The 13,462-nt window shown below is 41.8% G+C and carries 24 protein-coding genes; all 24 read left to right on the plus strand.

The genetic code is table 11. The features are described 5' to 3' along the window. The first annotated feature begins 137 nt into the window (after window positions 1–137). Window positions 138–614 (plus strand): 30S ribosomal protein S7, encoded by a 477-nt coding sequence (rpsG, locus tag ACFO3G_RS00390; protein WP_380076918.1) that lies wholly within the window; start codon window positions 138–140, stop codon window positions 612–614. Between the two features lie 11 nt (window positions 615–625). Further along, window positions 626–2,749, plus strand: a complete 2,124-nt coding sequence (gene fusA / locus ACFO3G_RS00395) for an elongation factor G (protein WP_380076920.1) — start codon at window positions 626–628, stop codon at window positions 2,747–2,749. 19 nt (window positions 2,750–2,768) lie between these two features. After that, entirely contained in the window at window positions 2,769–3,074 is a 306-nt protein-coding gene (rpsJ, locus tag ACFO3G_RS00400; RefSeq protein ID WP_380076922.1) for a 30S ribosomal protein S10, read from the plus strand. Between the two features lie 27 nt (window positions 3,075–3,101). Next, complete coding sequence (gene rplC / locus ACFO3G_RS00405; protein WP_380076924.1) at window positions 3,102–3,719, plus strand: 50S ribosomal protein L3; 618 nt, start codon at window positions 3,102–3,104, stop codon at window positions 3,717–3,719. Next, the gene (gene rplD, locus ACFO3G_RS00410; RefSeq protein WP_380076926.1) at window positions 3,719–4,348 is read left to right on the plus strand and encodes a 50S ribosomal protein L4; all 630 of its coding nucleotides are present in this window, start codon (window positions 3,719–3,721) and stop codon (window positions 4,346–4,348) included. The genes rplC and rplD overlap by 1 nt, the downstream gene beginning before the upstream one ends. Before the next feature lie 13 nt (window positions 4,349–4,361). Then, the gene (gene rplW, locus ACFO3G_RS00415; protein ID WP_380076928.1) at window positions 4,362–4,655 is read left to right on the plus strand and encodes a 50S ribosomal protein L23; all 294 of its coding nucleotides are present in this window, start codon (window positions 4,362–4,364) and stop codon (window positions 4,653–4,655) included. An 8-nt stretch (window positions 4,656–4,663) separates the two neighbouring features. Beyond that, a complete protein-coding gene (gene rplB / locus ACFO3G_RS00420) occupies window positions 4,664–5,488 on the plus strand; it encodes a 50S ribosomal protein L2 (RefSeq protein ID WP_380076930.1) in 825 nt (274 codons plus the stop codon). 19 nt (window positions 5,489–5,507) lie between these two features. Then, window positions 5,508–5,777: a 30S ribosomal protein S19 gene (gene rpsS, locus ACFO3G_RS00425; protein ID WP_380076932.1), complete on the plus strand. Its 270-nt coding sequence runs from the start codon at window positions 5,508–5,510 to the stop codon at window positions 5,775–5,777. A gap of 56 nt (window positions 5,778–5,833) precedes the next feature. Further along, window positions 5,834–6,244 carry a 50S ribosomal protein L22 gene (rplV, locus tag ACFO3G_RS00430; RefSeq protein ID WP_380076934.1) on the plus strand — a complete coding sequence of 137 codons (411 nt, stop codon included), beginning with the start codon at window positions 5,834–5,836 and terminating at the stop codon, window positions 6,242–6,244. Between the two features lie 6 nt (window positions 6,245–6,250). Continuing rightward, entirely contained in the window at window positions 6,251–6,988 is a 738-nt protein-coding gene (gene rpsC, locus ACFO3G_RS00435) for a 30S ribosomal protein S3 (protein WP_380076936.1), read from the plus strand. 21 nt (window positions 6,989–7,009) lie between these two features. Then, the gene (gene rplP / locus ACFO3G_RS00440) at window positions 7,010–7,435 is read left to right on the plus strand and encodes a 50S ribosomal protein L16 (RefSeq protein WP_380076938.1); all 426 of its coding nucleotides are present in this window, start codon (window positions 7,010–7,012) and stop codon (window positions 7,433–7,435) included. A gap of 14 nt (window positions 7,436–7,449) precedes the next feature. Next, entirely contained in the window at window positions 7,450–7,647 is a 198-nt protein-coding gene (gene rpmC, locus ACFO3G_RS00445; RefSeq protein ID WP_380076940.1) for a 50S ribosomal protein L29, read from the plus strand. Window positions 7,648–7,654: 7 nt separating this feature from the next. Then, a complete protein-coding gene (gene rpsQ, locus ACFO3G_RS00450; RefSeq protein ID WP_380076942.1) occupies window positions 7,655–7,909 on the plus strand; it encodes a 30S ribosomal protein S17 in 255 nt (84 codons plus the stop codon). Beyond that, a complete protein-coding gene (rplN, locus tag ACFO3G_RS00455; RefSeq protein WP_380076944.1) occupies window positions 7,909–8,274 on the plus strand; it encodes a 50S ribosomal protein L14 in 366 nt (121 codons plus the stop codon). The genes rpsQ and rplN overlap by 1 nt, the downstream gene beginning before the upstream one ends. Before the next feature lie 21 nt (window positions 8,275–8,295). Next, a complete protein-coding gene (rplX, locus tag ACFO3G_RS00460) occupies window positions 8,296–8,616 on the plus strand; it encodes a 50S ribosomal protein L24 (RefSeq protein WP_380076946.1) in 321 nt (106 codons plus the stop codon). Then, a complete protein-coding gene (gene rplE, locus ACFO3G_RS00465) occupies window positions 8,616–9,182 on the plus strand; it encodes a 50S ribosomal protein L5 (protein ID WP_380076948.1) in 567 nt (188 codons plus the stop codon). The genes rplX and rplE overlap by 1 nt, the downstream gene beginning before the upstream one ends. A 1-nt stretch (window position 9,183) precedes the next feature. Continuing rightward, the gene (gene rpsN / locus ACFO3G_RS00470; protein WP_380076950.1) at window positions 9,184–9,453 is read left to right on the plus strand and encodes a 30S ribosomal protein S14; all 270 of its coding nucleotides are present in this window, start codon (window positions 9,184–9,186) and stop codon (window positions 9,451–9,453) included. A gap of 150 nt (window positions 9,454–9,603) precedes the next feature. Then, window positions 9,604–10,002, plus strand: coding sequence for a 30S ribosomal protein S8 (gene rpsH / locus ACFO3G_RS00475; RefSeq protein ID WP_380076952.1), 399 nt, complete (start codon window positions 9,604–9,606; stop codon window positions 10,000–10,002). A gap of 13 nt (window positions 10,003–10,015) precedes the next feature. Continuing rightward, entirely contained in the window at window positions 10,016–10,567 is a 552-nt protein-coding gene (rplF, locus tag ACFO3G_RS00480) for a 50S ribosomal protein L6 (RefSeq protein ID WP_380076954.1), read from the plus strand. 20 nt (window positions 10,568–10,587) lie between these two features. Beyond that, on the plus strand, window positions 10,588–10,932 hold the full coding sequence (gene rplR / locus ACFO3G_RS00485; protein ID WP_380076956.1) for a 50S ribosomal protein L18: 345 nt from the start codon (window positions 10,588–10,590) through the stop codon (window positions 10,930–10,932). A gap of 14 nt (window positions 10,933–10,946) precedes the next feature. Then, on the plus strand, window positions 10,947–11,456 hold the full coding sequence (rpsE, locus tag ACFO3G_RS00490) for a 30S ribosomal protein S5 (protein ID WP_380076958.1): 510 nt from the start codon (window positions 10,947–10,949) through the stop codon (window positions 11,454–11,456). A 14-nt stretch (window positions 11,457–11,470) separates the two neighbouring features. Then, the gene (gene rpmD / locus ACFO3G_RS00495; protein WP_380076960.1) at window positions 11,471–11,653 is read left to right on the plus strand and encodes a 50S ribosomal protein L30; all 183 of its coding nucleotides are present in this window, start codon (window positions 11,471–11,473) and stop codon (window positions 11,651–11,653) included. Between the two features lie 15 nt (window positions 11,654–11,668). Continuing rightward, a complete protein-coding gene (gene rplO, locus ACFO3G_RS00500) occupies window positions 11,669–12,115 on the plus strand; it encodes a 50S ribosomal protein L15 (protein WP_380076962.1) in 447 nt (148 codons plus the stop codon). Window positions 12,116–12,118: 3 nt separating this feature from the next. Then, on the plus strand, window positions 12,119–13,453 hold the full coding sequence (gene secY / locus ACFO3G_RS00505; RefSeq protein ID WP_380076964.1) for a preprotein translocase subunit SecY: 1,335 nt from the start codon (window positions 12,119–12,121) through the stop codon (window positions 13,451–13,453). The last annotated feature ends 9 nt before the right edge of the window (window positions 13,454–13,462 follow it).

Consider the following 13,462-nt stretch of genomic DNA (forward strand, 5'->3'; position numbering starts at 1 on the left):
TTTAGCCAAGCGAAAGTAACGAACCAGTTTTGTGTTCAATTGGAAGGCTATTTAAGCGGTTGAGTAAATGTCCCGGCGGGGACGTTGAAGACGTAAACAAGGCAACCCAATCGACAGAAACGATTTTTTAAGTAACAATGAGAAAAGCTAAACCAAAAAGGCGTCAGATACTTCCTGATCCAGTGTTCGGTGACGTTAAGGTGACTAAGTTCGTTAATCACCTGATGTATGACGGCAAAAAAAACATCGCCTTTAGAATCTTTTACACTGCTTTGGACATTGTAAAAGGTAAAATGGCAAATGAAGAGAAGTCTCCTCTCGAAATCTGGAGAGCAGCTCTCGATAATGTAACTCCACAAGTGGAGGTTAAGTCCCGCCGTATAGGTGGTGCTACCTTCCAAGTCCCTACAGAGGTTAGATCAGACCGTAAGGAGTCAATCTCTATGAAGAATCTTATACTTTATGCTCGTAAACGTGGTGGCAAGACCATGGCTGATAAGTTGGCATCTGAAATTATGGATGCATTTAACAGTCAAGGTGGTGCCTTTAAGCGTAAAGAGGATATTCATCGTATGGCAGAAGCTAACCGTGCATTTGCACACTTTAGATTTTAAGGGGTAGGACAATGAGTGGAAAATCACAATTAAATTTGACAAGAAATATCGGTATCATGGCACACATTGATGCCGGTAAGACAACAACCAGTGAGCGTATCCTTTTCTACACCGGGTTGACTCATAAAATTGGTGAGGTACACGATGGTGCAGCTACAATGGACTGGATGGCGCAGGAGCAAGAAAGAGGTATTACTATTACTTCTGCAGCTACTACTACATTCTGGAATTACGCTGGACATAAATTCAAAATCAACTTGATTGACACTCCGGGACACGTTGACTTTACTGTAGAGGTAGAGCGTTCATTGCGTATCTTGGACGGTGCTGTAGCTGCTTTCTGTGCTGTAGGTGGAGTAGAGCCTCAGTCAGAAACTGTATGGCGTCAGGCTGATAAATACAAGGTGCCAAGAATTGCTTATGTAAATAAGATGGACCGTTCTGGTGCAAACTTCTTTGAAGTAGAGCGTCAGATTCGCGAAGTTCTTGGGGCTCACCCTTGTCCACTTCAAATTCCTATCGGTGCTGAAGAAAGCTTCAAAGGGGTCGTAGACCTTATCAATATGAAGGCTATCTTGTGGCATGACGAAACTATGGGTGCTGAATACGAAGTAGACGAAATACCTGCAGAACTCGTAGATGAAGCAAAGACATGGAGAGATAAGATGCTCGAAACGCTTGCTGAATGTGACGATGTTTTGATGGAGAAGTATTTCGATAATCCTGATTCAATTTCAGTTGATGAAATTAAGGCGGCTATTCGTAAGGGAACTCTTAATATGCAGATCAATCCGATGCTCTGCGGTTCTTCATTTAAGAACAAGGGTGTGCAAACTTTGCTTGATGCAATTTGTGCCTACCTTCCAAGCCCTCAGGATACTCCTACTATCGAAGGTCATGATATCAATGATCCGGATAAGGTTATTGTTCGTAAAACAGTTCCTGAAGAGCCATTGACAGCTCTTGCATTTAAGATTGCTACTGACCCGTATGTAGGTCGTTTGTGCTTCTTCCGTGTTTATTCCGGTGAGTTGCCGGCAGGATCATATGTTTACAATGCAAGAAGTGGAAAGAAAGAACGTATCTCTCGTCTTTTCCAGATGCACTCAAACAAGCAGAATCCTAAGGATGTAATCGAGTGTGGAGATATTGGTGCCGGTGTAGGTTTCAAGGATATCCGTACAGGTGATACTCTTTGTGCAGAAGATGCTCCTATCTCTCTTGAATCTATAGACTTCCCGGATCCTGTGATCGGTGTAGCTGTTGAGCCTAAGACTCAGAAAGACTTGGATAAACTTGGAGTAGGTCTTGCTAAACTTGCCGAGGAAGATCCAACTTTCCGTGTAGAAACAAATGAGGAGACAGGACAAACTGTAATTAGCGGTATGGGTGAACTTCACCTTGAAATTATTGTTGACCGTCTTAGACGCGAATTTAAGGTTGAATGTAACCAAGGTCGTCCTCAAGTTTCTTATAAAGAAGCTATTTCTAAGTCTGTTCAACTTAGAGAAACTTATAAAAAGCAGACAGGTGGACGTGGTAAGTTTGCCGATATTATCGTAAGACTTGAACCTGCTGATGAAGGATTCGAAGGTACATTGCAATTCGTGGACGAAGTAAAAGGTGGTAATGTTCCAAAGGAATTTATCCCATCTGTACAAAAAGGTTTCGAGAAAGCAATGCAAAATGGTGTCCTTGCAGGATATCCACTTGATCAAATGAAGGTTACCCTCGTGGATGGTTCATTCCACCCGGTTGACTCTGACCAGCTTTCATTCGAGATTTGTGCTATCCAAGCATTTAAGAATGCTGCAGCGCAAGCAGGACCACAACTTCTTGAACCTATCATGAAGCTTGAAGTGGTAACTCCGGAAGAAAGTATGGGTGACGTTATTGGTGACTTGAATAAGCGCCGTGGTAATGTTGAAGGTATGGAATCAAGCCGTACCGGTGCACGTATCGTCAAAGCTAAGGTGCCTTTGGCTGAAATGTTTGGTTATGTAACAGCGTTGCGTACAATCACTTCAGGTCGTGCTACTTCAACAATGTCATTCTCTCACTACGAACCGGTTTCTGCAAATATTGCACGTGAAGTGCTTGCCGAAGTGAATGGCCGTGTCGATTTGATTAAGTAAATACAATACATATCTTATAATGAGCCAAAAGATTAGAATTAAACTACAGTCTTATGATCATATGCTTGTAGACAAGTCTGCAGAAAAGATCGTAAAGACAGTGAAGACTTCTGGTGCGGTGGTAAGTGGTCCAATACCTCTTCCAACTCATAGAAGAATTTTCACAGTAAATCGCTCTACTTTCGTGAACAAAAAATCTCGCGAACAGTTTGAGCTCTCTTCTTACAAGAGATTGATTGATATCTACAACTCTACAGCCAAAACTGTGGATGCACTAATGAAGCTCGAGCTTCCAAGTGGTGTAGAAGTAGAAATCAAAGTGTGATAATTAAAACCTAAACCAATTAAAGAAATGCCAGGTTTATTAGGAAAGAAAATCGGAATGACATCCGTGTTCAGTGCCGATGGAAAAAATCTTCCATGCACTGTTATCGAAGTAGGTCCTTGTGTGGTGACCCAAGTAAAGACCCTGGAAAATGATGGTTACAAAGCTGTGCAGGTAGCTTTCGAAGAAAAGAAAGAAAAGCATACCAACAAGCCAATGGCCGGACTTTTCAAAAAGGTCAATACTACCCCCAAGAGACACTTGGCCGAGTTCAAGGATTTTAAGGAAATGCCGAATCTTGGTGATGAGCTGAGAGTGGAGCTGTTTGAAGGTACACAGTACGTTGATGTTGCTGGTATCTCAAAAGGTAAAGGTTTCCAGGGTGTTGTAAAAAGACATGGTTTTGGTGGTGTTGGTCAGACAACTCACGGCCAGCACAACAGACTTCGTGCACCAGGTGCAATCGGAGCTTGTTCTTATCCAGCCAAAGTCTTTAAGGGTATGAGAATGGCAGGTCAGACAGGAAACAGAAGAGTTACTGTCCAAAACCTAGAAGTGATCAAAATCATGCCGGAGCATAACTTACTTCTTCTTAAAGGAAGTGTGCCAGGCGCTAAAGGTGCAATCCTCAAAATTGAAAAGTAATGGAATTAAGTGTATTTAATATCAAGGGTGAGGATACCGGACGTAAAGTACAACTCGAGGACTCTGTTTTCGCAGTTCAACCAAATGATCATGCTATCTATCTTGATGTAAAGCAGTTTTTGGCAAACCAGCGTCAAGGTACCCACAAGACTAAGGAACGTTCTGAACTATCAGGTAGTACTCGTAAGCTAATCCGCCAAAAAGGTGGTGGAGGAGCACGCCGTGGTGATATCAATTCACCTGTACTTGTTGGTGGTGCTCGAGTGTTCGGTCCGAGACCAAGAAACTACGGTTTCAAACTAAACAAAAAGCTTAAGAGCCTAGCTCGTAAGTCAGCTCTTACTTATAAGGCTAATAAGAACGAGATTATCGTACTTGAAAATTTTGATATGGCTCAGCCAAAAACAAAAGATTTCAAGAATATTCTTGCAGCGTTGAAGTTGGATAATGTTAAGTCACTTATCGTAATGGATGACGTTAGCGAAAATACATATCTCTCTGCTCGCAATATACCAAACGTAAGCCTTATGCGTGCTGCTCAATTGAGTACTTATGCGGTTCTTAACAATGCTAAGTTGGTTCTTACTGAGCAATCAGTTGAACTTATCAATCAACAATTTAAAGGCTAAAGGAGAATAGAAAATGGGTATCATTGTAAAGCCAATTATAAGCGAAAAAATGACAGATATCACGGACAAAATGCCTAATAGATATGCATTCCGTGTCTCTCTTACAGCTAATAAGATTGAAATTGCTAATGCAATTGAGAAAATGTATAATGTTAAGGTCGTTAGTGTAAATACTATGAGATATGATGGCAAGAGATCCAGCCGTTATACTCGTGGTGGTCTGATCAAGGGTAGCAAGCCGGCTTTCAAAAAAGCAGTTGTGACTTTGAAAGAAGATCAAATCATCGACTTTTTCGGTAATATCTAACAAACGCAATGGGAATACGTAAATTAAAGCCCACTACACCGGGGCAAAGACATAAGATTATTGGAGCATTCGACAAAGTCACGAAGACAACTCCAGAAAAGTCCCTTGTTAGAGGACACAACAAAACTGGTGGCCGTAACAATACCGGTAAAATGACCATGCGTCATATCGGTGGAGGACACAAGAAACGTTATCGTTTTATTGACTTTAAAAGAACAAAAGACGGTATCCCTGCTACTGTTAAAGCTATCGAGTATGATCCAAATAGATCTGCGCGAATCGCTCTTCTATATTATGTAGATGGAGAAAAGGCTTACATCGTAGCTCCTGATGGACTTGAAGTAGGTATGACAGTTATGTCAGGCGAAAATGCAGCACCTGAAGTAGGTAATGCTCTTCCCTTGGCTAAAATACCAGTAGGTACAATTGTTCATAACATTGAACTTCGTCCGGGACAAGGTGGCAAAATGGTACGCTCAGCAGGTGTGTTTGCTCAATTGACTTCTCGTGAGGCTAAATACGTCGTTGTACGTATGCCGTCAGGTGAAACTAGAAGAATACTTGGAGCTTGTAAGGCTACAATCGGCAGCGTTGGTAATTCTGACCACGCACTCGAAAGATCTGGTAAGGCAGGTCGTACGAGATGGCTCGGCCGTAAGCCTAGAGTGAGAGGTGTTGCTATGAACCCGGTAGATCACCCAATGGGTGGTGGTGAAGGTAGAGCGTCCGGAGGACACCCACGTTCACGCAAGGGTCTATATTCTAAGGGTCTGAAGACAAGAGCTCCTAAGAAGCAGTCTTCTAAGTATATCATCGAAAGAAGAAAGAAGTAAAGTTTAAATCACACGAATTATGAGTCGTTCACTAAAGAAAGGCCCGTACATTAACCTAAAGCTCGAAAAGAAAGTTCTCGATATGAATGAGAGCGGTAAGAAGGCAGTGGTTAAAACTTGGGCAAGAGCATCGATGATATCTCCTGATTTTGTAGGACATACTATCGCGGTGCATAATGGAAATAAATTTATTCCTGTTTTTATAACCGAAAATATGGTAGGACATAAACTCGGAGAGTTCGCCCCAACGCGTACATTCCGTGGTCATGCCGGTAATAAGAAGAAGTAATTCTTCGGTTGAGATTAAACACTTCAGGAAACTGATATAAAAAATTATTTAGAACAATGGGTGCTAGAAAAAGAAAATCAGCCGAAGCTAGAAAGGAAGCCCTAAAAACAACATACTTCGCACAGCTTAAAAACGTGCCAACCTCACCTCGTAAGATGCGCTATGTAGCAGATATGATTAGAGGTATGGAATGTGATCGTGCACTCGGAGTATTGCGTTTTTCTCAGAAAGAGGCTGCTTCTCGACTAGAGAAGCTTCTACGTTCGGCAATAGCAAACTGGGAAGCAAAGAATGAGCGTAAAGCCGAAGAAGGCGAGCTATATATCTCTCGAATCATGGTTGATGGCGGAATGATGCTAAAACGTCTCCGTCCTGCTCCACAAGGTAGAGGATATCGTATCCGCAAAAGATCTAACCATGTTACTCTTTTTGTGGATTCAGTTAACAAGAATGAAACCAATATTTAATTCAGGATGGGACAAAAAACAAATCCGATAAGCAATCGTTTGGGGATTATTCGCGGATGGGACTCCAACTGGTTCGGTGGCCGTAACTACGGCGAAACGCTCCTTGAGGATAGCAAAATCCGCAGATATCTAAACGCTCGTCTCGCTAAAGCTAGCGTTTCTAGAGTCGTTATTGAAAGAGCCCTTAAGCTTGTTACAATTACTATTTGTACTGCTCGTCCGGGACTTATTATTGGTAAGGGCGGACAAGAAGTTGATAAGTTGAGAGAAGAGCTCAAGAGCCTTACAAAAAAGGATGTTCAAATTAACATCTTTGAAATTCGTAAGCCAGAACTTGATGCTGAAATCGTTGCAAGTAACATTGCACGTCAGCTTGAAGGTAAAATTAACTACCGCCGCGCAATCAAAATGGCTATCGCTTCATCTATGAGAATGGGTGCTGAAGGTATCAAGGTACAAGTTTCAGGACGTCTCAATGGTGCTGAAATGGCTCGATCTGAAATGTTTAAAGAAGGACGTACTCCTCTTCATACACTACGTGCTGATATTGATTACGCTCAAGCAGAAGCGCTCACAAAAGTGGGATTGTTAGGAGTGAAGGTATGGATATGCAAAGGTGAGGTTTATGAAAAACGTGACCTTGCACCTTCATTCAATGTGGGTAAGAATGCCGATCGTCGTGGAGGTCGCGATGATAGAGGCCGTGGTCGCAGACGCTCAAGAAGAGGCGGTAATAATCGATAACATTAGAAGTATCTTACAGAAATGTTACAACCTAAAAAAACAAAATTTAGAAGAGCTCAGAAAGGCCGTATGAAGGGTAATGCTCAACGTGGTAATCAGTTGGCATTTGGATCTTTCGGTATCAAGGCTCTCCAGAGTAAGTGGATTACAGGACGCCAAATAGAAGCTGCGCGTATCGCTGTAACCAGATATATGCAACGTCAAGGTCAGGTGTGGGTGCGTATCTTTCCGGATAAGCCGATCACAAAGAAACCTGCTGAGGTGCGTATGGGTAAAGGTAAGGGTTCACCCGAAGGCTTCGTTGCTCCTGTAACACCGGGAAGAATGCTCTTCGAAGTAGAAGGTGTTAGTTATGAAGTTGCCAAAGAAGCTCTTCGTTTGGCTGCTCAAAAGTTGCCGGTTACAACAAAATTTGTTGTCCGTCGTGACTATGATTTTACTAAATAAAAACGAAATTTAGTATGAAGATTGCAGAAATCAAGGAGTTGACTACAGGTGAGTTGCAAGAACGTCTTGTTGCCCTTATGGCAGAATATGATCAAAAGAGAATAGATCATTCAGTTTCATCTCTAGAAAACCCTTCGGAGTTGAAGAATTTGCGTCGTACAATTGCCAGAATCAATACGATTTTGGCTCAACGCTCCATAAACAACGATTGATCGTACAATGGATAGAAATCTTAGAAAAGAACGTGTGGGTGTTGTATCCAGCAATAAAATGGATAAGACTATCACTGTGTCAGTGAAGTGGAAAGAGAAGCACCCTATATATGGTAAGTTCGTAAATAAGACGAAGAAGTACCATGTACATGACGAGAAGAATGAGTGTAATATAGGCGATACCGTACGTATTATGGAAACTCGTCCTCTAAGCCGCTCTAAGCGCTGGAGACTAATTAATATTATCGAAAGGGCTAAGTAATGATACAACAAGAATCACGACTATCAGTTGCTGACAACAGTGGTGCAAGAGAAGTACTTTGCATTCGCGTGTTGGGTGGTACAAGGAGACGTTATGCCTCTGTAGGTGATACAATCGTTGTGTCAGTGAAGAGTGTCATTCCGTCAAGTGATGTTAAGAAAGGTGCCGTTTCAAAGGCAATCATTGTCCGTACCAAAAAAGAGGTACGCCGTCCGGATGGATCTTATATCCGTTTTGATGACAATGCATGTGTTCTTCTTACGGCATCAGGTGAAATGAGAGGTAGCCGTATCTTTGGTCCGGTTGCACGCGAGCTTCGTGCCAAAAACATGAAGATTGTTTCTCTTGCTCCTGAAGTACTTTAACACATTAAATTGAAAGCAAGAATGAGTAAGTTGCATATAAAGAAAGGCGACACTGTAATGGTACTTGCCGGCGAAGATAAAGGACGCAAAGGACGTGTGCTCCAAGTCCTCGTTGACAAAAACAAAGCCATTGTTGAAGGCCTTAACATGATCTCAAAACATGTAAAGCCCAATGCCGCTAATCCACAAGGGGGCGTAGAAAAGAAGGAAGCTCCTATTCATATATCAAATCTGAACGTTGTCGATCCCAAGAGTGGCAAAGCTACTCGTATCGGACGCAGATTGAACAGTGAAGGTAAACTCGTACGTTATTCAAAAAAGTCCGGGGAGGAGATTAAGTAATGAGCGAAGTATTGACTGCAAACCTCAAGAAGGTATATAATGAGAAGATTGTTCCTGCTTTGACAGAACAATTTGGCTACACATCAAAGATGCAGGTGCCCGTTCTCAAAAAGATTGTAATCAATCAGGGCCTTGGTATGGCTACAGCTGATAAGAAAATCATCGATATTGCTATCAATGAACTTACAGCTATTACAGGTCAGAAGGCCGTAGCTACTTTTTCTAAGAAAGACATCTCAAACTTCAAATTGAGAAAGCATATGCCAATCGGTGTAATGGTTACTCTAAGAAGAGAAAAGATGTATGAATTCTTGGAAAGACTGATTAGAATTGCTCTTCCTCGTATTAGAGACTTTAAGGGAATCCAATCTAAGCTGGACGGTAGAGGAAACTATACTTTAGGTGTAAATGAACAAATCATTTTCCCTGAAATTAACCTTGACTCAGTAAGTAAGATTATGGGTATGAACATCACTTTCGTAACCTCTGCTAACACAGACGAAGAAGGTTATGCTCTCCTTAAAGAGTTTGGTCTCCCATTTAAAAACATAAAAAAGGAGAATTGATATGGCTAAAGAATCAATGAAGGCACGTGAAGTAAAGCGTGCAAGACTCGTAGCGAAGTATGCTAAAAAGCGTGCTCAGCTAAAGGCTGAAGGTCGTTACGAGGAGCTTCAATTACTTCCGAAGAACGCATCTCCTGTACGTTTGCACAACAGATGCTCTATGACAGGAAGACCAAAAGGTTATATGCGCCAATTCGGTATTTCCAGAATCCAGTTCCGCGAAATGGCTTCTAAAGGCTTGATCCCGGGAGTTAAGAAAGCTAGCTGGTAAAGGAAATCTTATATTTTTTGAATTTTCGAGATGAACATTGCGCAAAAGTTTGTACTTTTGCAACGGCTTATGTTATTAAGCTAATGTTCGTCTCGAACATTCTATGTTAAATATTGTCTGGCATCGTACAGATCAATTTAAATTTTTAAAATGACAGATCCTATTGCAGATTATCTGACGCGGTTGCGTAACGCAATAAGAGCAGGCCACAGAGTGGTTGATGTTCCGGCGTCGAATCTTAAGAAAGAGATCACAAAGATTCTCTTTGACAAGGGCTACATTCTAAACTATAAGTTTATGGATGAGCAAGGTCCACAGGGTACTATTAAAGTTGCCCTTAAGTATGACCTCCGTAGTAAGGACAATGCCATCAAATGTCTAAAAAGGGTATCTCGCCCGGGTCTTAGACGTTATGTTGGTTACAGAGACCTTCCACGTGTGTTGAATGGTTTAGGTATAGCTATCCTTTCTACATCCAGAGGTGTGATGACAAATAAAGAAGCTGCTGACCTGAAGGTTGGTGGCGAAGTGCTGTGTTACATTTATTAATTAGGAGAAAATTATGTCACGTATAGGTAAGTTACCAATTCATGTACCTGCAGGAGTCTCCGTATCACAGCAAGGTGATTTAGTTACCGTTAAAGGTCCTAAAGGAGAACTCTCTCAGAAGATCGATTCTCGTATTAAAATGACCGTTGAAGAGGGAGAAATCGTATTCTCTCGTGCTTCAGAAGAACGTGAAGATCGTGCGCTTCATGGCTTATATCGTTCTCTGGTTAACAATATGGTTGTTGGTGTTAGTGAAGGATACTCTAAGACACTCGAACTTGTAGGTGTCGGCTATCGTGTATCTAACGATGGTCAAGTTCTTGAACTTTCACTAGGTTATACTCACGCGATCTATCTAAAACTTGCTAAGGAAATCCAAGTTGAAACTAAGAGCGAAAGAAACAAAAATCCACTTATTATCCTAAACAGCTGCGATAAACAGCTTCTTGGACAAGTATGTAGTAAGATTCGTTCTTTCCGTATGCCTGAGCCATACAAGGGTAAAGGTATTAAGTTTATTGGCGAAGAGATCCGTAGAAAGTCAGGTAAGGTTGCCGGTAAGTAATTTTAAAAGCATTAGTTAACATGGTAACGAAAAAAGCTAGAAGACTTAAAATAAAAACTCGCATTCGTTCGAGAATAAGTGGTACTGCTGAGCGTCCACGCCTTTCTGTTTTCAGAAGTAATAAACAAATTTATGCTCAGGTAATAGATGATCAAACCGGTAAAACATTGGCTAGTGCATCTTCTTTGAAACTTGATCTTAAGGGAACAAAGAAAGAAATTGCTGCCAAGGTTGGTGAGAATGTAGCCAAAGCTGCAAATGAAGCTGGTATCAAAACTGTTGTGTTTGACCGCTCTGGCTACCTATTTCATGGTAGAATTAAGGAATTGGCCGACGCTGCGCGTAAAGCCGGCCTAAACTTTTAATGTAATAGGCAGGTATGATAAATCGTGTAAAGTCAACCAATGACTTAGAACTTAAAGATAGACTCGTTGCTATCAATCGTGTGACCAAGGTAACAAAGGGTGGACGTACTTTTACATTCGCTGCCATTGTTGTCGTTGGTAATGAAGATGGTGTTATCGGTTACGGTCTTGGTAAAGCAGGTGAAGTTGCAACAGCGATCGCTAAGGGCGTTGAGGCAGCTAAAAAGAACCTAATAAGAGTACCGGTATATAATGGAACAATCCCCCACGAACAAGCTGCTCGTTTTGGTGGTGCAAGAATCATTCTTCGTCCGGCATCTGAAGGTACCGGTGTAAAAGCCGGTGGTGCTATGCGTGCCGTTTTAGAGAGTGTGGGTATCACAGACGTTTTGGCAAAGAGTAATGGTTCTTCCAATGCTCACAACCTCGTAAAAGCTACTATCTCTGCTTTGTCTGAGATGAGAAGCCCACTTCAGGTTGCTCAAAGCCGTGGTATCTCAGTAGAAAGAGTGTTTAAGGGATAATTGAGAATCAGAAAATGGACAAGAAGATTAAAATTCAACAAGTGAAGAGTCGTATTGGGGCTCCACTTCGTCAAAAGCGTACACTTGACGCTCTTGGATTACATAAGAATAATCAGATTGTAGAGCATGCTGCTTCTCCTTACATTCTTGGAATGGTTGATAAGGTTAAGCACCTAGTTCGTATTATTGAAGAATAAGAAAAATCAAATAGAATGGATTTATCTAGTTTGAAACCGGCAGAGGGTTCTGTTAAGACTCGTAAGCGTATCGGACGTGGTCCGGGCTCAGGTTTGGGAGGAACATCTACTCGTGGACACAAAGGTCAAAAGAGCCGTTCCGGATATAAGAAAAAACTTGGTTTTGAGGGTGGTCAGATGCCTATTCAAAGACGCCTTCCAAAATTTGGTTTTAATAATATCAATAGGGTTGAATATCAAGCTGTGAATCTGGATTCTCTTCAAGCTCTTGCTGAAAAGCAGAATCTGACAAAAATTACAGTTGAAGATATGGTTGCTGCAGGTCTTGCTAAAAAGAATGACCTGGTGAAAGTATTGGGTAACGGTGAACTCAAAACTAAGGTTGATGTCGTTGCCAACGCATTTAGTAAAACAGCTGAAGAGGCCATCACAAAGTTGGGTGGTACAGCAGAAAAGTGCTAAATCATGCGTGTAGTTGAGACAATAAAAAATATATGGCGTATAGAGGATTTGCGAAAGCGTATCCTCACGACCATATTTTTCGTATTGGTCTACCGCTTGGGTTCTTTTGTGGTGATTCCGGGTATTGACCCATCATCACTTGGAAAGCTCCAAAGTCAGACCTCTGAAGGGCTGTTGGCCCTCCTTGATATGTTCTCCGGAGGAGCATTCTCCCATGCCTCAATTTTTGCATTGGGGATCATGCCTTATATTTCTGCGTCAATTGTGATGCAACTTGCTGCTATAGCAATTCCATCAATGCAGAAATTGCAGCGTGAAGGTGAGAGTGGTCGTCGTAAGATTAATCAGTGGACTCGTTATTTGACAGTCCTCATTCTACTCCTCCAGGCTCCTACATACCTCATTAATCTTAGTGTACAGTTGACTGCTGCCAATGCGGCTATGCCTTCCGGCTTTTGGTTCCAGCTTTATGCAACCATCATTTTGGCGGCTGGCAGTATGTTCGTACTCTGGTTAGGTGAGCGTATTACAGACAAGGGTATCGGTAATGGTGTGTCTTTCATTATCTTGATTGGTATCATCGCCCGCTTGCCTCATGCTTTGTTTGCTGAATTTACTTCTCGACTTAGCAATCAGGCCGGTGGTTTGGTCGGTTTCCTATTTGAAATTGTTTTCCTTCTCTTTGTGATTGCAGGTGCAATCTTGCTTGTGCAAGGTACTCGCAAGGTTCCTGTTCAATATGCAAAGCGTGTTGTTGGTAATAAACAATATGGTGGAGCGCGTCAATACATTCCACTAAAGGTAAATGCTGCCAATGTGATGCCTATCATCTTCGCTCAAGCTATCATGTTTATCCCAATCTCAATTATGGGATTTGCGAAGAAAGATGCAGGATTTATGCATGCATTCACAGACAATACCGGTTTCTGGTATAATTTTGTGTTTGCTCTTCTGATTATTCTTTTCACATACTTCTATACAGCTATCACGATCAATCCGACACAGATGGCTGATGATCTGAAGCGTAACAATGGTTTTGTCCCGGGTATCAAGCCCGGTAAGGCAACTAAAGATTATCTTGATAACATCATGGATAGAATTACGTTGCCGGGAGCTTTGTTCCTTGCTATTGTTGCAATACTTCCTGCATTTGCCCAAATCTTTGGTGTAAGCAGCCAGTTTGCTCAGTTTTTTGGAGGTACGTCTCTTTTGATTCTCGTTGGTGTTGTACTTGATACGCTCCAGCAAATTGAAAGTCATTTGTTGATGAGACATTATGATGGTCTCCTCAAGAGTGGCCGTATCAAAGGTCGTACCGGTTCAGTATCTGCATATTGATGTAGAATG

This window comes from Falsiporphyromonas endometrii (assembly GCF_042654485.1).
GTDB classification, from domain to species: domain Bacteria; phylum Bacteroidota; class Bacteroidia; order Bacteroidales; family Porphyromonadaceae; genus Porphyromonas; species Porphyromonas endometrii.